The following is a 19,513-nucleotide window of genomic DNA, read 5'->3' on the forward strand; positions in this document are numbered from 1 at the left end:
CCGCGAATCGCCTACAATGGTGGTTTCCTGCGTCATCCAGGTCGGTGCAATGCGGATTTACATGCAAACCATGCCGGCGGCAGGTGCCGAAGCGCCCCGCTACGTCCAGATCACGCTGGAGCAGGATCTGCTCGGCGGCTGGACCCTGTACCGCGAAGCCGGTACCCAGGGCGGCAAGGCCACGTTAAAGCGCGATGTGTACCTGGAGCGCGATGCCGCGCTGGCCGCCTTCGAGAAGGCGCGCGATGCCCAGATCAAAAAAGGATTCAAAGTGATGTTCAGCCAGGGTCAGGAGTCGGCGCATGGCCGCTGACACGCTCCGCAACGATCGTTTCCTGCGCGCGCTGCGGCGCCAGCACACCGATACCACGCCCATCTGGGTCATGCGCCAGGCGGGCCGTTACCTGCCGGAATACCGGGAAACGCGCGCCCGCGCCGGTAGCTTCATGGGCCTTGCCACGAACCCGGAATACGCCTGTGAAGTCACCCTGCAACCGCTCGAGCGCTTTGATCTCGATGCGGCCATCCTGTTCTCGGACATCCTGACCATTCCCGATGCCATGGGCCTTGGCCTGTCGTTCGAAGCCGGCGAAGGCCCGCGTTTCGCGCGCCCCGTTCGCGATGCGGCCGCCATCCACGCGCTTGCCGTTCCCGACATGGATGGCGAGCTGCGCTATGTCATGGATGCCGTGCGCCTGATCCGCAGGGAGCTGGGTGGGCGGGTGCCGCTTATCGGTTTCTCGGGCAGCCCGTGGACGCTTGCCTGCTACATGGTGGAAGGCGAAGGCTCGCGCGACTTCGCGCGAGTGAAGGCGCTGGCATGGAACGAGCCTGCGCTGGCGCACAAGCTGCTCGATACCATAGCCCGCTCGGTCGCTGCCTACCTCATCGCGCAGGCACGTGCCGGCGCGCAGGCACTCATGGTGTTCGATACCTGGGGCGGCCTGCTGGGCCCGGCGCCGTTCCGCGAGTTCTCACTGCACTACATGGCGCAGGTGGTCGATGCGCTGAAAGCGGACCCCGCATGCGCCGGCATCCCGGTCATCCTGTTCTCCAAGGGCGCCAGCGGGCAGCTCGAGGCACTGGCTGACACAGGCTGCGATGGCCTGGGCGTGGACTGGACCATTGATATGGGCGAAGCGCGCAAGCGCGTGGGCGACCAGGTGGCGCTGCAAGGCAACCTGGACCCGGCCGTGCTGCGTGCCGCGCCGGAAATCGTGGCGCGCGAAGCCCGGGCGGTGCTGGATGCCTTCGGCGAGCACCCCGGCCACATCTTCAACCTGGGCCACGGCATCACGCCGGAAGTGGACCCGGAAAACGTGAAGGTGTTGGTCGATACGGTGCACGCCCACGGCCGCAAGATCCGCGGCGGCTAAACGCCGCTGGTGTAGGAGCGCGCTTGCGCGCTCCTACCGTGATACGACCCGATGCGTACCTGGTATCAGAACCGGTTGGGGCCCGCGATGTGGCACTTGCCCAGCTCGGTACGCGCCGCCATGGCGCCATTCTGGTCGCCCGCCTGCATGCGCATCTCGTAAATCGTCTGCTGGTTGCGGGCGCACAGGCTGCCCGACTTCGGGCCCATCTCGAACGACTGCTTCGCCAGCTTCTCCGCGGCGGGGAAATCCTGCTTGCGCACGGCGATCTCCGCGCGATCCTGGATGAGCTCCGGCGCCTCGGGCGCCAGCTTCAGCGCCTGCACGAGCTTGGCGTCGGCATCATCGTACTTGCCGGCGCGCTCATCGGCCTGGGCGGATTGCTCAAGCCCCTTCACGCCCGGATCGCGCAGCGGCGCTACCTCGATAGCGGACTTCTCGCGCTCACCCGCGGCGCGGATCTGCGCCACGATATCGTAACTGGGCTGGCTGGGACGGGTGGCCTGCGGCGGGGCGGGCTGGCTGCACGCGGCGACAAGGGCGGCGGCGGTAAGGGCGCAATAACGAAGACGAAGCATGGTCAATCCGTAGGATTACTGGGAACGGGCGGCTGGGCCGGAGGCTGCTGGCTGTTGTCGCCGCCGCCGAACATACCCTTGAATTGCTGCCAGAAACAGCCCTGCTCTTCCTCAGGCACGTTGCCATCAATGAACGGGAACTGCCGGGCACCCTCGCAGGTGGGCTCCGTGCGCTTGCCGGTCTGGGTATTTACCCATGCCATGTCCAGGCCTTCGCCAGGCTGTGCCGAGAGCGGCGTGGTGGGCAACTTGCGGAACAACTCCTGCCACACCCGCATGCTGCCCGTGGCCCCGTAGAGCCCCGTGGGCTTGTTGTCGTCACGCCCCATCCAGACGATGGCCAGGTGCTCACCGGTAAACCCGGCGAACCAGCTATCCCGCTGGCTATCGCTGGTACCCGTCTTGCCTGCGGCGTGCAGCGAGCCAAGGCTGGAGTTGCCGATGGCCGCGGCGGTGCCGCTGGTCACCACCTGCTGCATCGCCCAGCGGATAAGGCGCGTGGGCTCTTGGTACTCGCCGGGGCCGGGCTTCACGTCGTAGCGCTTGATCGCCTGGCCCTTGCTATCCATCACCCCGCGCACCGACACCAGCGGCAACGCGTGGCCATCCGCCGCGATGTATTCGTACATCTGCGCCACCTGCAGCGGTGAAAGATCGACCGCACCCAGCAGCAGCGACGGGCTCGGATTCACATCCTCGAGCCCGAACGATTCGAGGAAACCCTTGATCCGGGGCAGCCCGACCTCAAGCCCCAGGTGCACGGTCGCAAGGTTCCACGAATGCACCAGCGCATCGAGCATGGGCACCTGGCCATGGATCTCGTGGTCGTCATTTTGCGGGGTCCACATCGTGCCATCGGGCTGGCGCATGCTGATGGGCGAGTCATCCACGATCGAGGCCAGCGACCATTTCGATGGCTGCGAAAGCGCGACGAGGTAGACGAACGGCTTGACCAGCGAACCGATGGACCGGCGCGCATCGAGGGCACGGTTGAAACCCTGCTCGCCTGGTTCGCGCGACCCCACCACGGCAAGCACGCTGCCATCGGTGGTATCGGTCACCACGGCGGCGGCCTGCGCGGCGGCACCGCGCTTGCCCAGCGCCTTGGTCGTGGTCAGGATCGCCTGCTCGGTGTACAGCTGCGCGGCGGGATCCAGGGTGGTGAAGATGCTGAGGCTGCCATTACGCAGCGCGTCTTCATCAAAGTCGGCCAGGATCTGCGAGCGCACCAGCTGCATGAACGCGGGGAAGCGGTTGTGCGGCAACTGCGCATTGGTGGCAATACCCAGCGGGGTGGCCTGCGCCGCCTTCGTCGCCGCGTCATCCATCAGGCCTGTCTCGTTGAACTGCTGGAGCACGAGGTTGCGACGCTGCAGGGCACGCTCCGGGTAACGGCGCGGATCGTAATAACTGGGGCCCTTCACCAGGCCGATGAGCAGCGCGATCTCCTGCGGGCGCAGCTCCTCCATGCGGCGGCCAAAGAAGAACTCGGCGCCGGCCGCGAAGCCATGCACCGCCTGGTTGCCCTGCTGGCCAAGAAACACCTCGTTGACGTACGCCTCGAGGATGCGGTGTTTCGGGTAGTGCGCTTCCATCAGCAGCGAGAGGAGCGCTTCGTTCACCTTGCGCAGGTAGTTCTGGCTGCGGTCGAGGAACAGGTTGCGCACCAGTTGCTGGGTAAGGGTAGAGCCGCCCTGCACGGTATGGCCCGCGCGGATGTTCGCGAACGTGGCGCGCGCGATCGCCGAGAAATCCAGGCCAATGTGGTGGTTGAAGTCGCGATCCTCCACGGCCTGCAGGCCCTGGACCAGCAACGGCGGCACGTTTTCCAGGCGGACGATGCGGCGTTCTTCCTGGTCGGCGCCGTAGAACGTGGCGATACGCGCCGGATCCATATGAATGGCTTTGATCGGCTTGCCGCTGGCGTCATCCACCACGGAGGCGACCTGCCCATCGGCGAGCGATACGCGCAAGCGGTGGGCGAGCTCCCCGCCATCGGGCCCTGCGTAACCGCGCGAGTTGATGATGAAACGCGACCCGTTCTTCGAATAGCTCCCCTGGACCTTGCCGGCACCATCGGGCGTATAGCCGGCGAAGGTGAGCTCCAGCTCAAGCGCCGCCGGCGTCATCGCCCTGCCCGGCTCCAGCAGGAGTGGGCGTGCGTACACGCGGGTGGGCACGGCGAACACCAGGTCGTTGAAGCGATCCTGCAGGCGCGCGTTGAGAATCAGCGTGTAAGGCAGCAGGAACCCGAACAGCAGGCCCATGACAAGCCAGAACGGAATACGCAGCCAGGGCCAGCTGGCGCGCAGGAGGGAGCCTAAACGGTGCAGGAATGCCAACGCGGGGTGATCCTGGGGAAAGAGACGTCCCCGGATGATAGGGGCATGAGCCCGGCGCGCATCTGAACGGATGCTGGCAAAGCGATGGCTAGGCGCCGCTTTGCCAGGTGGCGGGCTCCGGGTGGAAGGGACGGGGATGGATATCCAACACCGCTTCCAGCTCGGCATTGTCGGCGATCAGGTCGTTATCAAGCCTGCCCAGGGCCCCACGCAGCGCCGGGCGAAGGGCACCGGCCAGGTCCAGCACAAGCCGCGGGACCGGCGCCGGAATCGTGCTGACGCCCGCGCTGCGCCGCATGCGCCGGAACATCTCCCCCGCCGTGAGACGCTCACCCCCACCAATGGGGAAGGTCTTGCCCCTCGCCCGCGCGTTGCGCAGCGCTGCCACGAACGCCGCCGCGACATCGTCGGCATGCACCGGCTGGCGCTGGCCGCGCGCCGCCGGCAAGGGGAACACGCGGCGGCGGATAGCGGCGCGCACAATCGGGCTGATGCTCTGATCCATGCCAGCGCCATAAACCAGCGTCGGCCGGAACAGGGTCCATGGCATACCGCGTGATGCGCAGTAAGTAATCAAACGGGTTTCAGCATCGCGAAGGCGCAGGGAAAGCTCGCGCTCGTGAGGCACATCGGAATCGCGCTTGGTCTCGGCGCTCATCGACGAGGTGGCGATGATATGCGGCGTGCCTTCCAGCCGTGCCTGGGTGAGCCAGGTGGCCAGCCCATCGAGCGGACCGGATGACAGAATAGCGGCCAACGGGGGAAGCGCCGGCATGGCCTCGGGCAGGTGCCCGCGCATCCAACGTGGGTCATCCGTGGGGACATGCCGGCTCAGCGCCAGCCATTCACACCCGATGGCATCCAGGCGCGGAAGGAGGAAATGCCCCACCTGGCTGGACGCGCCGATGACCAGAACCGTCATGTGTGGTCAGTGCCCCGTGGCAATGCGCTCGTACGCGCTTTGCAGGCGGGGATCGTCCGGCGCATAGCGACGCGCCCGTTCAAGCGCCTGGAATGCGCCCTGGCGATCGCCCTGCGAGGCGCGCTGCAACGCGTTATCGATCCATGCGCTACCGAGCTTGTGACGCATATCGCCCTGCGAGGCGTCGCCCGGGGCCAGGTCGGAAAGCGTGCCGTACAGATCTTCCGCGCGCTTTACGTTACCGCTGGCCACCGCCTGCTGCATCTGTGTTTCCACCTGCCCCGGCAGCCCTTGCAGGCCGGCGCGGGCGGAGGCGTCGTTGCCATCGATGGAAAGCGCGTTGCGGTAGAGGTCGTACGCGCTTTCGCCGGGCGGATCCATGATGTCGCCACGCGCAGCTGCTTGTTGGGCGCGACGTACAAGAGCGGCCACGCGGGCCTTCTGTTCGGGGCTTACCGCCATGGAGGCCTGGGCCGGGGTGTCGTCGCCAGCCACCGGCAACGCTTGACCGCCTGCGGCGGCCACCGGCGTTGCCTTGCCACCACCGGCGATACGCGCACGGGCCGCGGCCAGTTCGGCCGACTTCGGCGCAAGCTTCGCCGCCTGGTCCAGCAGGCGGTTGGCCTGGTCGTCGTCTTCGCTATCGATGGCGGCGTTAGCCTGCACGATCAACGCCTGCGCCACCTGCCCCAGGCCCGCTTTCGCATCGGCGTTATCCGGGTCGGCGGCCAGGGCTGCACGGAAGCGTGCCAGTGCGTTGTCATCGCCGTCACCGGTGAAGCGGCCTGCGCGCATGGCCTCGTTGCCTTGCTGCACGAGGGTGGCGACGGCCTGGTCATCCTGCTTGCGGTTTTCAGCCAGCGAGGCGCGCAGCGAGGGCAAATCGCCATAGCCCGGCACCAGCAGGGCGATGCGATCGACGATGGCATTCGCTTTTGCCCGATCGTTATCGGCAAGCGCCTGGCGAGCCTGCGCGGCCAGGGCATCGCCCACCTTGTCGAGGCCACGCGCGGCGACGGCATTGTTGCGATCGGCATCCAGCACGCGGCGGTACAGCGCACCGGCACCGTCATCACCATCGAGCTTGCCGGCGGCTAGCGCCTGCTGGGCCCGGTCCACCAGCGACTCGGTCTGTTGTTGCGGATTGCGTGCCTGCGACAGGCGCTGGGAAAGCTGCTCCACGTCGTTACCGCCGCCCAGCAGTTCGCGGGCCACATTGAGCGCCGCCTCGGCTTCGTCGAGGCGGCCCGCCGTCAGCGCGGCATCGGCACGGCCGACCTCGGCCTGGCCGACCCGGCGCAGGCCATCGCGAGCCTGGTCGCTATCGGGCTGCTGGTCGCGGGCTTTCTCGAAAAGTTCACGGGCACTATCGCCGTTGGTACCGTCGAGCTTGCCTGCCTCGAGCGCGGTATTGGCTTGCGCGAGGGTGTCGTTGAGTTCGGTGCTGGGCACCAGGTTGCGCAGGCGATCCTGCTGGAGGTACACGGCGGTGCCCACGCCGATCAGCACGAGCACGAGCACGGGGATAAGCCAGCCGCGCTTGCGTGGTGGCTGCGGCCGCCGCGAACGTGGCGGCGGCACGGCGCCACCACGGCGCGGTTCATCGATAACAATGTGCGGCAAGCCATCGTCCACCGGCGGTGCCGGCTTATCGAGGTCGTCGAGGCGACCGAGCGTAGGCTCGGTACGTTCGTGGTGGTCGCGGCGTCCGCTCATGGCCATTTATCGTCCATAGGAGCGGGCCAGCTTAACATTCGGGCGTGAACGGACGTTGTAGGCCGTTACAGCTCCACGCGGATGCGGCTGGCCGCCCGCTTCGCTTTTTCCAGCGCCTCGTCCACCGAGCCTGCGCGGGCCAGCGTCACCGCCATGCGGCGGCGGCCGCGCACCTCGGGCTTGCCGAAGATGCGGAGCATGGTGCCGGTCTCGGCAAGGGCCTCCGCGATACCGTGGTAGGTGGGCGCGTGGCCTTCCCCCTCGACGAGCACGGCGCATGAGGCCGCCGGCGCGAAGAGATGGATTTCGGGCACAGGCAGGCCAAGGATGGCGCGCGCGTGCAGCGCGAACTCGGAAAGATCCTGCGAAATGAGCGTTACCAGGCCCGTATCGTGCGGGCGCGGGCTGACCTCCGAGAAGATCACCTCATCACCGCGCACGAAGAATTCCACGCCGAACACGCCCCAGCCACCCAAGGCCTGGGTAATCGCATCCGCCTGCTGTTCGGCGGAGATGCGTGCCTTTTCGCTCATGGGCTGTGGCTGCCACGATTCGCGGTAATCGCCATCTTCCTGGCGGTGGCCGATAGGCGCGCAGAACGACACGCCATCGCGGTGGCGCACGGTGAGCAACGTAATCTCGTAATCGAAATCGATGAAGCCTTCCACGATCACGCGTCCCTTGCCCGCGCGGCCACCGGATTGCGCGTAATCCCACGCCTGGCCCGCATCGGCCGGGCTGCGTACGACGCTCTGCCCCTTGCCCGACGAACTCATCACCGGCTTCACCACGCACGGGGTACCCAGTTCCGCGATGGCCTGGTCAAAGGCGTCGCGCGTATCGCAGAAGCGGTAGGGCGACGTAGGCAGGCCTAGCTCTTCCGCCGCAAGGCGACGGATGCCTTCGCGATCCATCGTGAGCCACGCGGCTTTCGCCGTCGGGATCACCTTCAGGCCTTCCTTTTCCATCGCCACCAGGGTGGGCGTGTGGATGGCTTCAATCTCGGGCACGACGAGGTGCGGCTTCTCTTCTTCGATAAGCGCACGCAGGGCGGCGCCATCGAGCATGTCGATCACGTGGCTGCGATGGGCCACCTGCATGGCCGGCGCGTTGGCGTAACGATCCACCGCAATGACCTCGACCGCGAAGCGCTGGAGTTCGATCGCCACGTCCTTGCCAAGCTCGCCAGAGCCCAGCAGGAGCACCCTCAGGGCGGTGTGCGATTGGGGGGTGCCGAAGGTTTTCATGGGCGCGTGGTTCCAGGCGTGAAAGCGCCCATTCTACCGGGGCCGGGACCCCTACGAATGGGGTACTTGACTCAGCCGATGAACGTGGTGTTATGCAGCTGTCCCCGACAATCCGGAAGTACGCCCATGAGACGCTCACGCGCTGTTCTCGCCGTACTGCTGTGCCTGGCCCCAGCGTGCGCGCTGGCCACGGAAACCTGGATGACCGTCATGCTCGACGGCCGCAAGGTGGGCAAGCTGAAAATCGACCGCGACGCGGGGCCGGACAAGGTCACGACCTCGCAGGTGCTCGATTTCCGGCTGACCCGGATCAAGACGCCGCTGCAGATGCGCACCGAACTGAAATCGGTGGAATCGGCTGGCGGCGCACCGCTGGCGTTCTATGCGAAGTCATCCATGTCGTCGCAGGACAACCTCGTCCAGGGCGAGGTCCGCGATGATGGCGCTTTCCAGGTCGCCAACACCGTGGGTGGCCAGTCCCGGGTAAACCTGCTGATCTGGCCCACCGGTGCGGCCCTCGTCGAAGGGCAGCGCCTGACCATGGTTCGCCATGGCTTCCGGCCAGGCACGACCTACCAGACCCGCAATTTCGACCCGGTAAAGCAGCAGGTCGCGACCGTCGATGTGCTTGTCGTCGGCGATGAAACCGTGGATCTGCCCCAGGGCCGGGAGACCTTGCACCACCTGAAACAGACCCTGGCCGGATCCAACAACACCCAGTATGTCGACACCTGGGTGAACGACCGGGGCGAAGTTCGCCGCGGGATCGCCCCGCTGCTGGGTTTCCGCATGGAAATGGCCGCCTGCGACGCCGCGTGTGCCAACGCACCGGACCAGGACGTTGATCTGCTGCGTGCATCCATGGTGGAAGCGCCGCGGCCGATGGCCAACATGCGCACGGCGCCAGTGCGTTACCTGATCAGCGTGCGCGGCAACCACCCCAACCCGTTCATCGAAACCGACGAGCAGCATGTCCACGAAATGGGCGATGACCTGTTCCAGGTGGACGTGGGCTTTGCGGTGCCACGCAGCGACGAGCCCGGCCCTAGCCTCGACGACACCGCGCCGAATCCATGGGTGCAATCGGATTCGCCCGATATACAGGCCCTGGCCAAGCGCATCGTCGGCGATGCGCCGACCGACATCCAGCGCATGCGCCGGCTGCGCTCATTCCTTTCCGATTACATCAACGAAAAGGGCCTCGACGTGGGCTATGCATCCGCGTTGGAAACGATAAAAAGCCGCCGCGGCGATTGCACCGAACATGCCGTACTCCTCACCGCGCTGGCCCGCTCGCTGGGCATCCCGGCGCGCGTGGTAACCGGCATCGTGTACGTCGATCGCTTCGGCGGCGCGTCGCGCGTTTTCATTCCGCATGCCTGGACCCAGGCGTGGCTGGGCAACCGCTGGGTGAGTTTCGACTCCGCCCAACGTCGTTTCGATTCAACCCATATCGCCCTGGGCACCGGCAGCGGCGACCCCTGGCGCTTTTTCCGCTCCATGAGCGTGCTTGGCAGTATCCGGATCGAACGTGCGACGGCAGCCTCGGCCCTCATGGATATGCCGATACCGAGCTCGGGCGACGGCGCGGGCGTCGGGGGCGGCAAGGGGGCGGCGGGGGCGGATTGACTTCTGATATCACTTAGATATCATTCGCCCCACCTACCCTGGGGGCCGCCACCGTGAACGAACGTCCTGCCGCATCACTGCCCGGCATTCCGTCGCTTGTCGTCCTGATCCTTGCAGGCCTTGCCGCCGTGGCCTTTGTACTCAAGGGGGCCGATATGCGCGGTGCGCCGCTCATGCCTTTCGGCGGCGCTCTCGTACTCGGCTTCCTGGCCTTCCTCGCGAAAGGCTTCTTCCAGGTCCAGCCTAACCAGGGCCAGGTCATGCAGCTGTTTGGTCGCTATACCGGCACCGAGCGCCGCGAAGGCCTGCGCTGGACCAACCCGTTCTACTCCCGCCGCCCCGTGAGCCTGCGTGTGCGCAACTTCGAAAGCAGCCGGCTCAAGGTTAACGACAACGATGGCAACCCCATCGAAATCGCAGCCATCGTGGTGTGGCAAGTGGTGGATACCGCCGAAGCCGTGTTCTGCGTGAACGATTACGAGAACTTCGTGCAGATCCAGAGCGAATCGGCACTACGCCAGATGGCGCAGAGCTACGCTTACGATACGCACGACGATGGCCGCCCTTCGTTGCGCAGCCACGGTGATGAAGTGAATAACCACCTGGGTCGCGAGGTCGAGGCGCGGTTGATGAAGGCTGGCGTGCAGGTGGTTGAAGCGCGCATCAGCCACCTGGCTTACGCACAGGAAATCGCGCAGGCCATGCTGCAGCGCCAGCAGGCCAGTGCCATTGTCGCCGCACGCAATCGCATCGTGGAGGGCGCGGTCGGCATGGTCGCCATGGCGCTTGAGCAGCTGCGCGCGCAGGGTGTGGTGGAGCTCGATGAAGAACGCAAGGCCGCCATGGTCTCGAACCTGCTGGTCGTGCTCTGCGGCGATCGGTCCACCCAGCCGGTGGTGAACACCGGGTCGCTTTATAACTGACGCGTGGCGGCGGAGAAAAAAGCCTACCCGCTGCGCATCAGCGCGGCCGTCCTCGAGGCCATGCAGAAGTGGTCCGAGGACGAGTTGCGCTCGGTGAATGCGCAAATCGAGTACGTGCTGCGCGATGCGCTGCGCCGGGCCGGCCGGCTCAAGGCTCCATCAGAAGATTCTGAAGATTCCTTGTAGGAGCGCGCTTGCGCGCGATCCGGGGGACCGCAAGCACCCATCGCGCGCAAGCGCGCTCCTACAGGCCCTTGCCGCGCAGAGACAACGCCGCGGCTATCCAGCCGGCGATAAAGGCCACGCCGCCGATCGGCGTAATCACACCGAACCAGCGCGGCGCCCCCAGCGCCAGCGCGTACAGGCTGCCTGAAAACACCACGATGCCGGTGCCGAAGAGCACAAGCGCCGCCCTGCGCGGCCGCCCGGGCGGCAAACCCAGGACCGCGGCGAACAGCGCGAGCGCATGCCAGAAGTGGTACTCCACGCCTGTGTGCCATATCGCCAGGCCATCGGCATCCACCTTGCCGCGCAAGGCATGCGCGCCGAACGCACCGAAGGCGACGGCACTGGCGCCCGCCAGGCCGACAAGGAACGCTGTGGGGGCGCTGACAGGTTGTCGCATTCGGGTGGTTCCCTTGGGTGGCCATGCCGTGCACCCGGCGTGGTGGCGTATGCTTCGGCGGATTGTTCCCCGGAGTGTCGCATGAAGCCGTCCCTGTGCCGCCGGGCCTTCCTGGCCCTGCTCGCCCTCGCCACCCTGCTACCGCTGGCCGCCTGCCAGCGCGAACCGCAGCCGGAATGGCGGCTCAACGATGTGGCAGGCCACCTGCCCGACCTCGACTTCCGCCTGACCGACGATAACGGCAAGGCCGTCACCGGCGCGGATTTCCGCGGCAAGGTGGCGATCATGTATTTCGGCTACACGCACTGCCCCGATGTGTGCCCGCTGACACTCACGCAATTGCACGTCGTCCTGGATCGCCTTGGCGCGCCGGCCGACAAGGTGCGGATCCTTTTCGTCAGTGTCGACCCGGCACGCGACACCCCGCAGGTCATGCACGCCTACGTCAATGCGTTCGACAAGCGCGCGGTCGGCCTCGTGGGTTCGCAGGCCGATGTGGAAGCCCTTGCCAAGCGCTATCGCTCTGCATTCACCCGCGAGCCGGATCGCGGCGATGGCAACTACGAAGTAAGCCACAGCTCCGCGATCTATATTTTTGATGGCAACGGCAAGGCACGCCTGCTCGCGACGCCTTCCGCGTCGCAGGACGATATTGTCCACGACCTCCACCTGCTCACCTCCATGGAGCCCTGACCGTGATGATGCGTACCCTGCTGGTTGCCACCCTGCTCGCCACGGGCGCCGCGCATGCGGCAGAAACACCCGCTGTCAGTGCAAGCGGCGCATGGATCCGCGTGTTACCGGGCAACCTGCCCGCGGGCGGCTACGTGACGCTGGAGAACACCTCGGACAAGGCCATGGCCGTCACGGGTGCCGAAAGCGCGGACTACGGCGATGCCATGATCCACCGCAGCAGCACGGAAACCGGCATGGGCCGGATGGAAATGGTGGACAAAGTGCCGGTACCCGCCAAAGGCAAGGTGGCGTTCGCGCCGGGCGGCTACCACGTCATGCTGATGCAGCCGAAGCACCCGGTGAACCCGGGTGACAAGGTGGTGGTGACGTTTGAACTGTCCGATGGCAGCAAGCTGCCGGTGACGTTCGTGGCGCGGCCGGCGAACGCTACCGGGCCTTGATGGATCACCCTTATTTGGTAACGAACGCATCCGGCGCGTCGTGCGCGCCGATCTCCTCGCGGTAGAGCTCCTGCACATCCGCGCTGGGCGGGCCATCGTGCAGCCACGCCTCGAGTTGATCCAGCGCGACGGAATCGCCGTAGGCCACCACTTCCACGCTGCCATCGATCATGTTCCGGGCGTGGCCGGTGAGCTTCAGCTTTACGGCCACCTCACGCGTGGATGCGCGGAAGAACACGCCCTGCACCCTACCCCTCACGATGAATCGCGCGGCATTCATCTCATTTCCCCTTGGCGATTGCCTCGTTGAGTTTCGCAGCGTCCACGGGGCCCACGAAGCGCTTCGCCACGTGGCCATCCGGCGCAATCAGGAACGTGGTCGGCAAGCCCTTGGGGGTGCCGAAATCCTTGGGCGGTGCCATCACATCGAGCTGGGCGATGGGATACACCACGGCATGTTTGCTCAGGAACTCGCGGATGTCCTTCGCATCGGTATCCTCGAAGGCCAGGCCTATGGCGGTGACATCCTTGCGCGACTGTACGAAGGCGGAGATATCCGGCATTTCCTTGATGCAGGGAACGCACCAGGTAGCCCAGTAGTTCACGACCACCCACTTGCCGCGCTGTGCCGCCAGGTCGAACGGCTTGCCGTCGAGCGTGGTGACTTTCAGTTCGGGCGTGGCGGTGGACGCCATGGCGGGTACGGCAACAGCAAGCGCCAGGGCGGCGATAAGACGCGACATCATGCGGGGACATCCTCGTTGGGGACGGTAGGAGGAGGAAAGAGCTGATCGAGCCGGGCACCCAGCGTGGCATCGAGCGCCACGGCGAGTTGATCCAGCAGGAGCATAAGATCGGCAGGCAGGCGAATGCCCAGCCGATCGACCTGCTCGCGTGGGTGCAGCGGCAGGCGGTATTGGGTGCAACGGTACACGCGCAACAGTTCGGTGGCATCCAGGCTGCGGCTGAGCATCCAGCCGCCCGATTCGCAGCGCTGGATCATGTCGGCCTTCTGCAGGTCCTCGAAATAACACGCGATGGCGTTACTGGGCAGGTAGGGCTCACTGATGCGGACCGTCGCCGGATCGACGCTATCACCCGTGCGCTGCGCGTTGACGAAATGCTGCAACACCACCAGCAGGCCAATGAACTCGGCGCCTTCGGGCAGCGCATCGTGCGGGCGCGTGTATTCAAAGGCCGATATGGACGCCGCGATGGAGGCACCCAGGATCACGATGATCCACGACAGGTAAATCCAGAGCAGGAAAATCGGGATGGCCGCGAGGGCCCCGTAGATCTCTTCATACGTGGGCGCGTTGCGGATGAACTCGGTGAAACCCCAGCGCGCGATCTCGAACAGGATGGCGCCCAGCAGCGCGCCGATGGCTGCGTGCCGCCAGGACACGCGGCGATTCGGCACCATGGTGTACATGAGTACCAGGGTGATGAACGTGATAACGAAGGGCAGCAGGTTCAGCAGGCCGCCCTGCGTGGCGATCTGGTCGGCGGCCTCGTGCAGCATGGGTAGCGCGGTGAGATAGGACGACAGCACCAGGCCGCCTACGACCAGGATCGGACCCAGGGTAAGTGCCGCCCAGTACAGCAACAGGCGCGAGCCCCACCCGCGTGGCTTGCGCACGCGCCAGATCCGGTTGAGCCGATCCTCAATACTCACCATCATCGATACGGCACTGAACAGCATCACGAGGATGGAAATACCCGTGAGCTGGCTGGCCTTATCGGCAAACGCCAACATGTATTCCTGGATCTTGATGCCGGTGGCTGGCACGAAATTCTGGAACGCGTAGTTCGCCAGGCTGCCGCGCCACTCGGCGAACACCGGGAACGCCGAAAGGATGGCGAACACGGCCACCGTGAGCGGCACCAGCGACACCAGCGTGGTGTACGACAGCGCGCCCGCCGTCTCGAAGCACTTGTCGTCGACAAAGCGCAGCCAGGTAAAACGGGTGAAGCTCAGGGCGCGGTCGCGATCGAAGCGCGGCATGGGCATCCTTTGTAGGTCCCGGAAGATTGGGAACGTCCTCGTAGTTCTGCGAGACTAGCGCCTTCCTTAAGGCGCCCGTCCATGTCTCACGACATCCTCGTACTCTACTACAGCCGTTCGGGCCACACGGCCCAGCTTGCCCGCCTTGTCGCCCGCGGTATCGAGGAGGTGCCCGGCATGCGCGCCCGGCTGCGCCAGGTACCACCGGTGGCCCCGGTGACCGAGACGGCCATGCCGCCTGAACCGGAGGAAGGCGCACCTTACGTGACCCGTGCGGACCTCGTGGAATGCGTGGGCATGGCCATCGGCAGCCCCACGCGGTTCGGCAACATGGCCGCACCCCTGAAGTATTTCCTGGACACCACCGGCGCCGAGTGGGCATCGGGTGCGCTCGCGGGCAAACCGGCCGCCATGTTCACCTCCACCAGCACCATGCACGGCGGCCAGGAGGCCACCCTGATCTCCATGGCGCTGCCCCTGCTCCACCACGGCATGCTGATCGTGGGCATCCCGTACACCGAGCCGTTGCTGTCCACCACGACCTCGGGCGGCACGCCCTATGGGGCAAGCCACGTGGCCGGCCACCGTGGTGACAACGACATTAGCGACGACGAGCGCCAGCTCGCCCGCGCGCTGGGCAAGCGCCTGGCCGATGTGGCCCGCCGCCTTGGCACCCCTGCATGAGGGCAGCCACCACCCGCCTGCAGAAGGCCGGCCTCGTCGCATGGGCCCTGCTGCTCGGCGTGCAGTTGCTCTGGTATACGACGTATCCGCCGGTTTCGATCCCCGCGTGGGTCGCGCTGCTGATCACGGTACCGCCCCTGCTGCTGCCATTGCTGGCGTTGCGCAACGTCACGAGGGCCCTGTTGTGGGTAGGCATCCTCGCGTTGTTCTACTTCTGCCACGGTGTCTCTGAGGCCTGGAGTTCCACGGGCGATCGTTGGCTGGCGTTCGTGGAGATCGCCATCTGTCTCCTGCTTATCGGAACGCTCGGCGCGGGTGTACGCCGGGGATAACGTGAATCGCGCGCAAGCGCGCTCCTACAGCAGCCAGGGCGCCCCCCTGTAGGAGCGCGCTTGCGCGCGATCCGCCCTGCCGCGAAACCCCCATGCTGCGCAGCGTATCGACGTACGCCCCCGCACGGTGCACCCTAGAAGGGTCTGCCAATGGAGAGGTGTCACGATGGGTTTCCTGCAGGACGCGCCGCGCCTGGCGCACCCGTTTCGCGAAGATCGCGTGTTGGATGCATGGCTTGGCAATGTCTTGCCGGTGGACCGGCTTGCCGCTTGCGCGCCCGATCTGGATGCCCTGGGGGATTACGCCCTCGATGCTTATGATCGCCGGCAGCGCACGCCACGCACCGAACCGGTACTGACCCAATGGGATGCGTGGGGCGCCCGGGTCGATCGCATCGCCCTCACGCCCGCATGGGAAGAGGGCCCGGTCATGACCACGCGGCACGCCGTGCTGGCGACTGGCCATGGCGAATCGCCGTGGTCCCGCGTGGAACAATTCGCACGCGTTTACCTCTACCACCCTGCCAGTGAGTTTTATTGCTGCCCGCTGGCGATGACGGATGGCGCCGCCACGGCGTTGAAAGCCTCGGGCAACCAGGCATTGATCGAACGTGCGCTCCCGCATTTCCTGAGCCGCGACGCTGCCACATTCTGGCTTTCCGGCCAGTGGATGACCGAAACGCCCGGCGGCTCGGACGTGGGCCGCACCGAAACGACGGCACGCCAGGATGCCGATGGCCAGTGGCGCCTGCACGGCCGCAAGTGGTTCAGCTCCGCCGTGGTCGGCGAGGCCGCGCTGGCACTCGCACGCCCCGAGGGTGCGGGCCCCGGAACGTCGGCCCTGGCGCTGTTCTACGTAGAGACCAAAGACGCCGACGGCGCATGGCAGGGCATCACGATCGACCGGCTGAAGAAGAAGCTGGGCACGCACGAACTTCCGACCGCCGAAGTACACATCGATGGCCTGCCCGCTACACCGGTGGGCGGCCTCGCCCATGGCGTGCGCCAGGTGGCGCCGATGCTCAACGTGACGCGAACGTGGAACGCCGTGTGCGCCGTGGCCAGCATGGCCCGCGGCATCGCACTGGCCCGCGATTACGCCACGCGGCGCAGCGCGTTCGGCATGCGCCTGATCGACCAGCCACTGCACGCGCGCACCCTCGCCGACATGCAGGCCACGTTCGAGGGCGCCTTCTCGCTCGCGTTTTACGTGGCCGAACTGCTGGGCCGCACCGAGCGCGGCCAGGGCGAGGCCCATGAACAGGCCCTGCTCCGCCTGCTGACGCCCCTGGCCAAGCTATGGACCGCCAAGGCATCGATCGGCGTGGTCTCCGAGGCGCTGGAGTGCTTCGGTGGCGCGGGCTACATCGAAGACACCGGCCTGCCCCAGCTACTGCGCGACGCGCAGGTGTATGCGATATGGGAAGGCACGACCAACGTGCTCTCGCTGGACATGTTGCGGGCCCTGGGTACCAGCGGGGTCGCCCCGTTGCGCACCGCCGTGCAGCAGCTCCTGCCTGCGGACACCGCCGAACGCCAGACGATCCTGGCTACGCTCGACACCACGGAGGCGCTGCTTGGCGACGTCGTTGGCGACCGCGCATCGCTGGAGGCCTCCGCCCGCGGCATCGCCTTCACGCTGGCACGCTGCATGGCGGCGGCGCTGCTCGCCCGTTCGGCCGGCTGGGGGCATGCCGCGGGCGATACGCGCCCGGCAGCGGCCTGCCGCCGGTTCATGGCGCGCGGGCTGGATCGCCTTGCCCTGCCTGCGAATGACGACGATATCCTGCTCGCGACGGGGGCCTCTGCGACGTAAGCGCCGCCGGGGCGGTAGAATGGCGCCCCGCTTCGCCACGCTTCCCAGGTCATCCCATGCAGCATCTCACCATCGTCACCACCGGCGGCACCATCGACAAGGTCTATTTCGACGACAAGTCGGATTACCAGATCGGCTCCCCGCAGATCGGCGAGATCCTGACCCAGCTGGGCGTGGCGTTCCGTTTCGACGTGATCCCCATCCTGCGCAAGGACAGCCTGCACGTCACCGATGAAGACCGCGCGCTCATGCGCAGCACCATCGAGGCCCAGCCGCACCGCCACGTACTGGTCACCCACGGCACGGACACGATGGTCGAGACGGCCGCCGTGCTCGAGGGCATCCCCGGCAAGGTCATCGTCCTCACCGGCGCCCTGAACCCCGCCCGCTTCCAGGGTTCCGATGCGGTGTTCAACATCGGCTGCGCCGTCGGCGCCGTGCAAACACTGGATGATGGCGTGTACATCGCCATGAATGGCCGCGTATGGGACCCCAAGAAGGTCCGCAAGAACCGCGACGCGAATCGCTTCGAAGCTGTCTAACGGCGCGCTTTCTCCTGCGCGACTGCATCGAGCGTCGCGCCAGCGTCAAGCAAACCCGCGCCGCACAGGCGTGGGCAACGCGCGGGCCTCGCGTTATCGATCAGGTGGCGCGTGACGTCGGCGACGCTCAGAGCGGGATCTGCCGAACGCATCAACGCCACCACGCCGCTGACCAGCGGCGCGGCCATGGATGTCCCCGCCAGGTAACCGAAGACACTCCGCCAGCGGGTACGAGCGCCCTGGTCGACAGCCGAAATAAGGTCATCCGTGCGCACCCCGCTCAGCGACCCACCCGGCGCAGCCAGCGTCACCGCTTCGCCGTGGTTCGAGTACCAGGCAAGCGATGCATGACGATCCAACCCGGCCACGGTGATCACCCCTGGGCAGTTGGCTGGCGTAACGGCATGTGCATCCGCGCCGTCATTGCCCGCAGCCGCAACGACCGCGACACCCCGGGCTCGCGCCTGCGCCAGCGCATCCGCGAGCGCGTCACCACACGCGCCGGTGGTGCTGAGGCTCAGGTTGATGACATCGGGCCGCCGCTCGAGCGGTGGCACCCCCGCCACCTCACCACCCGACACCCACGCAAGCGCATCGATCATGTCCGACAGGCGGCCACCACAGTGGCCCAACACGCGCACTGGAATGATCTTCGCTTCAGGCGCCACACCGACGATGCCCAGCCGGTTCCCTTGCCTGGCCCCGGCGAGCGCCATGACATGCGTGCCATGCCACGAGGAGCGAGCGCCCGCCCGACGACCGCAATCGCCAGGGTCTTCCCAGTCGCCTTCGTCGGTCGCGTCGGGGTCGCGGCCATCGCCGTCGCGCGCTCGCGCCGCATCGCTGATGAAGTCATAGCCCGGCAAGAGCTGTCCATCCAGCTCGGCGTGCGGCGTGCTGCCCGTATCGAGTACGGCGATGACCGCGCCTTGCCCGCGCGTATGCTTCCACGCAACCTCGGCATCGATACCGGCCCTGGGGTCATGTAGTGACCATTGGCGTGAATAGAGCGGATCGGGCAACGCCGCGGGACGGATGATGCGATCTTCTTCCACGCTGATGACACCGGGCAGCCGCGCGAAGTGCGCTGCGTTACCGTCTTCGATCTCAAACACATCGGCGCCGGTGGCAAGCATGGCGATGTGCCTCGGCTGGCCTGCATCGATAGCACGCTTGCGCCGCGTGGTGTTTTCGGCCGGCATCCTCGCCGCGGCGGCAGATGCCTGGTCGGCGAAGCGCACGATGAATTGCGTGGCGTGAGTGGGTGTGGTGGTGAACAAGGCGAGGCAAAGCGCGAGGCAGTGTCGGTACATGGGTGGGGACTCCGTGGATGGAGATTCCACGGTAGGAACTCGTGGCGATGTCGCGTAGGCGACGGTGCCCGCTTTATCACGTGGTCCTGTAACGCCCGTTGCGATGGCATGCCACCCGTGCGCATGTGCGAAATGGCCTGCCATTGGAGCGGTTCATTCGCTTTGGGCGAATGCGTGTTTCTAGAGGCTGCGCCGCCTCGCTCTGGTGGTGTTGAGGCACAGAGCCGTCGGTGCCCTGTGGTGGTCTAATCTTTCTGGACACCCCGGTAGGATTCACAGCCAGAACGAGGTGAACCATGGGACGTAAAGACATTACGCAGGCGCAGC

Annotated in this window: 21 protein-coding genes; 11 read left to right on the forward strand and 10 right to left on the reverse strand. The window is 66.2% G+C overall.

Annotation, left to right across the window (positions count from 1 at the left end; all coding sequences use genetic code 11):
- Nucleotides 1–49: 49 nt before the first annotated feature.
- Nucleotides 50–313 (forward strand): WGR domain-containing protein, encoded by a 264-nt coding sequence (locus tag ABIE56_RS06040; protein WP_429242920.1) that lies wholly within the window; start codon nt 50–52, stop codon nt 311–313.
- On the forward strand, nt 303–1,376 hold the full coding sequence (hemE, locus tag ABIE56_RS06045) for a uroporphyrinogen decarboxylase (RefSeq protein WP_429242921.1): 1,074 nt from the start codon (nt 303–305) through the stop codon (nt 1,374–1,376). Before ABIE56_RS06040 ends, hemE begins: the two co-directional genes overlap by 11 nt.
- Nucleotides 1,377–1,441: 65 nt before the next feature.
- Here the strand turns inward: hemE and ABIE56_RS06050 are convergent, their stop codons facing one another.
- The 5 genes from ABIE56_RS06050 to purT all read right to left on the reverse strand — a co-directional run bounded on the left by ABIE56_RS06050 (nt 1,442) and on the right by purT (nt 8,181).
- On the reverse strand, nt 1,442–1,954 hold the full coding sequence (locus ABIE56_RS06050) for a tetratricopeptide repeat protein (protein ID WP_429242922.1): 513 nt from the start codon (nt 1,952–1,954) through the stop codon (nt 1,442–1,444).
- Nucleotides 1,955–1,956: 2 nt separating this feature from the next.
- Nucleotides 1,957–4,296 (reverse strand): penicillin-binding protein 1B, encoded by a 2,340-nt coding sequence (mrcB, locus tag ABIE56_RS06055; RefSeq protein ID WP_429242923.1) that lies wholly within the window; start codon nt 4,294–4,296, stop codon nt 1,957–1,959.
- An 88-nt stretch (nt 4,297–4,384) separates the two neighbouring features.
- Nucleotides 4,385–5,218, reverse strand: a complete 834-nt coding sequence (locus ABIE56_RS06060; RefSeq protein WP_429242924.1) for an NAD-dependent epimerase/dehydratase family protein — start codon at nt 5,216–5,218, stop codon at nt 4,385–4,387.
- 6 nt (nt 5,219–5,224) lie between these two features.
- Complete coding sequence (locus ABIE56_RS06065; protein WP_429242925.1) at nt 5,225–6,934, reverse strand: hypothetical protein; 1,710 nt, start codon at nt 6,932–6,934, stop codon at nt 5,225–5,227.
- A gap of 65 nt (nt 6,935–6,999) precedes the next feature.
- Nucleotides 7,000–8,181, reverse strand: a complete 1,182-nt coding sequence (gene purT / locus ABIE56_RS06070) for a formate-dependent phosphoribosylglycinamide formyltransferase (protein WP_429242926.1) — start codon at nt 8,179–8,181, stop codon at nt 7,000–7,002.
- A gap of 126 nt (nt 8,182–8,307) precedes the next feature.
- On the opposite strand from purT, the gene ABIE56_RS06075 reads away from it, so the two are divergent.
- The 3 genes from ABIE56_RS06075 to ABIE56_RS06085 are packed head-to-tail and all read left to right on the forward strand — an operon-like array spanning nt 8,308 to nt 10,919.
- The gene (locus ABIE56_RS06075) at nt 8,308–9,810 is read left to right on the forward strand and encodes a transglutaminase-like domain-containing protein (RefSeq protein ID WP_429242927.1); all 1,503 of its coding nucleotides are present in this window, start codon (nt 8,308–8,310) and stop codon (nt 9,808–9,810) included.
- 53 nt (nt 9,811–9,863) lie between these two features.
- Nucleotides 9,864–10,733, forward strand: coding sequence for an SPFH domain-containing protein (locus ABIE56_RS06080; protein WP_429242928.1), 870 nt, complete (start codon nt 9,864–9,866; stop codon nt 10,731–10,733).
- 3 nt (nt 10,734–10,736) lie between these two features.
- Nucleotides 10,737–10,919, forward strand: a complete 183-nt coding sequence (locus ABIE56_RS06085) for an Arc family DNA binding domain-containing protein (RefSeq protein WP_429242929.1) — start codon at nt 10,737–10,739, stop codon at nt 10,917–10,919.
- Nucleotides 10,920–10,977: 58 nt separating this feature from the next.
- Here the strand turns inward: ABIE56_RS06085 and ABIE56_RS06090 are convergent, their stop codons facing one another.
- Nucleotides 10,978–11,358 (reverse strand): DUF423 domain-containing protein, encoded by a 381-nt coding sequence (locus ABIE56_RS06090; protein ID WP_429242930.1) that lies wholly within the window; start codon nt 11,356–11,358, stop codon nt 10,978–10,980.
- An 81-nt stretch (nt 11,359–11,439) separates the two neighbouring features.
- On the opposite strand from ABIE56_RS06090, the gene ABIE56_RS06095 reads away from it, so the two are divergent.
- Both ABIE56_RS06095 and ABIE56_RS06100 read left to right on the forward strand, forming a co-directional pair.
- Nucleotides 11,440–12,051, forward strand: a complete 612-nt coding sequence (locus ABIE56_RS06095) for an SCO family protein (RefSeq protein WP_429242931.1) — start codon at nt 11,440–11,442, stop codon at nt 12,049–12,051.
- Nucleotides 12,052–12,056: 5 nt separating this feature from the next.
- Complete coding sequence (locus tag ABIE56_RS06100; protein WP_429242950.1) at nt 12,057–12,494, forward strand: copper chaperone PCu(A)C; 438 nt, start codon at nt 12,057–12,059, stop codon at nt 12,492–12,494.
- 10 nt (nt 12,495–12,504) lie between these two features.
- Here ABIE56_RS06100 and ABIE56_RS06105 read toward each other — a convergent pair whose 3' ends face one another.
- The 3 genes from ABIE56_RS06105 to ABIE56_RS06115 are packed head-to-tail and all read right to left on the reverse strand — an operon-like array spanning nt 12,505 to nt 14,499.
- The gene (locus tag ABIE56_RS06105; RefSeq protein ID WP_429242932.1) at nt 12,505–12,774 is read right to left on the reverse strand and encodes an acylphosphatase; all 270 of its coding nucleotides are present in this window, start codon (nt 12,772–12,774) and stop codon (nt 12,505–12,507) included.
- 1 nt (nt 12,775) lies between these two features.
- A complete protein-coding gene (locus ABIE56_RS06110) occupies nt 12,776–13,240 on the reverse strand; it encodes a TlpA family protein disulfide reductase (RefSeq protein ID WP_429242933.1) in 465 nt (154 codons plus the stop codon).
- Nucleotides 13,237–14,499: a YihY family inner membrane protein gene (locus tag ABIE56_RS06115; RefSeq protein ID WP_429242934.1), complete on the reverse strand. Its 1,263-nt coding sequence runs from the start codon at nt 14,497–14,499 to the stop codon at nt 13,237–13,239. Before ABIE56_RS06115 ends, ABIE56_RS06110 begins: the two co-directional genes overlap by 4 nt.
- 81 nt (nt 14,500–14,580) lie before the next feature.
- Here ABIE56_RS06115 and wrbA point away from each other — a divergent pair, with 81 nt between their 5' ends.
- From wrbA to ABIE56_RS06135, 4 genes are all read left to right on the forward strand, one after another.
- Nucleotides 14,581–15,183 (forward strand): NAD(P)H:quinone oxidoreductase, encoded by a 603-nt coding sequence (gene wrbA / locus ABIE56_RS06120; protein WP_429242935.1) that lies wholly within the window; start codon nt 14,581–14,583, stop codon nt 15,181–15,183.
- Nucleotides 15,180–15,515 carry a DUF2069 domain-containing protein gene (locus ABIE56_RS06125; protein WP_429242936.1) on the forward strand — a complete coding sequence of 112 codons (336 nt, stop codon included), beginning with the start codon at nt 15,180–15,182 and terminating at the stop codon, nt 15,513–15,515. The genes wrbA and ABIE56_RS06125 overlap by 4 nt, the downstream gene beginning before the upstream one ends.
- Before the next feature lie 166 nt (nt 15,516–15,681).
- Nucleotides 15,682–17,331: an acyl-CoA dehydrogenase family protein gene (locus ABIE56_RS06130; protein WP_429242937.1), complete on the forward strand. Its 1,650-nt coding sequence runs from the start codon at nt 15,682–15,684 to the stop codon at nt 17,329–17,331.
- A 56-nt stretch (nt 17,332–17,387) separates the two neighbouring features.
- The gene (locus tag ABIE56_RS06135; protein WP_429242938.1) at nt 17,388–17,873 is read left to right on the forward strand and encodes an asparaginase domain-containing protein; all 486 of its coding nucleotides are present in this window, start codon (nt 17,388–17,390) and stop codon (nt 17,871–17,873) included.
- On the opposite strand, the gene ABIE56_RS06140 is transcribed toward ABIE56_RS06135, so the two are convergent.
- A complete protein-coding gene (locus tag ABIE56_RS06140) occupies nt 17,870–19,186 on the reverse strand; it encodes a S8 family serine peptidase (RefSeq protein ID WP_429242939.1) in 1,317 nt (438 codons plus the stop codon). The genes ABIE56_RS06135 and ABIE56_RS06140 overlap by 4 nt on opposite strands.
- Between the last annotated feature and the right edge of the window lie 327 nt (nt 19,187–19,513).

Source organism: Luteibacter sp. 621 (assembly GCF_050435445.1).
Classification (GTDB): domain Bacteria; phylum Pseudomonadota; class Gammaproteobacteria; order Xanthomonadales; family Rhodanobacteraceae; genus Luteibacter.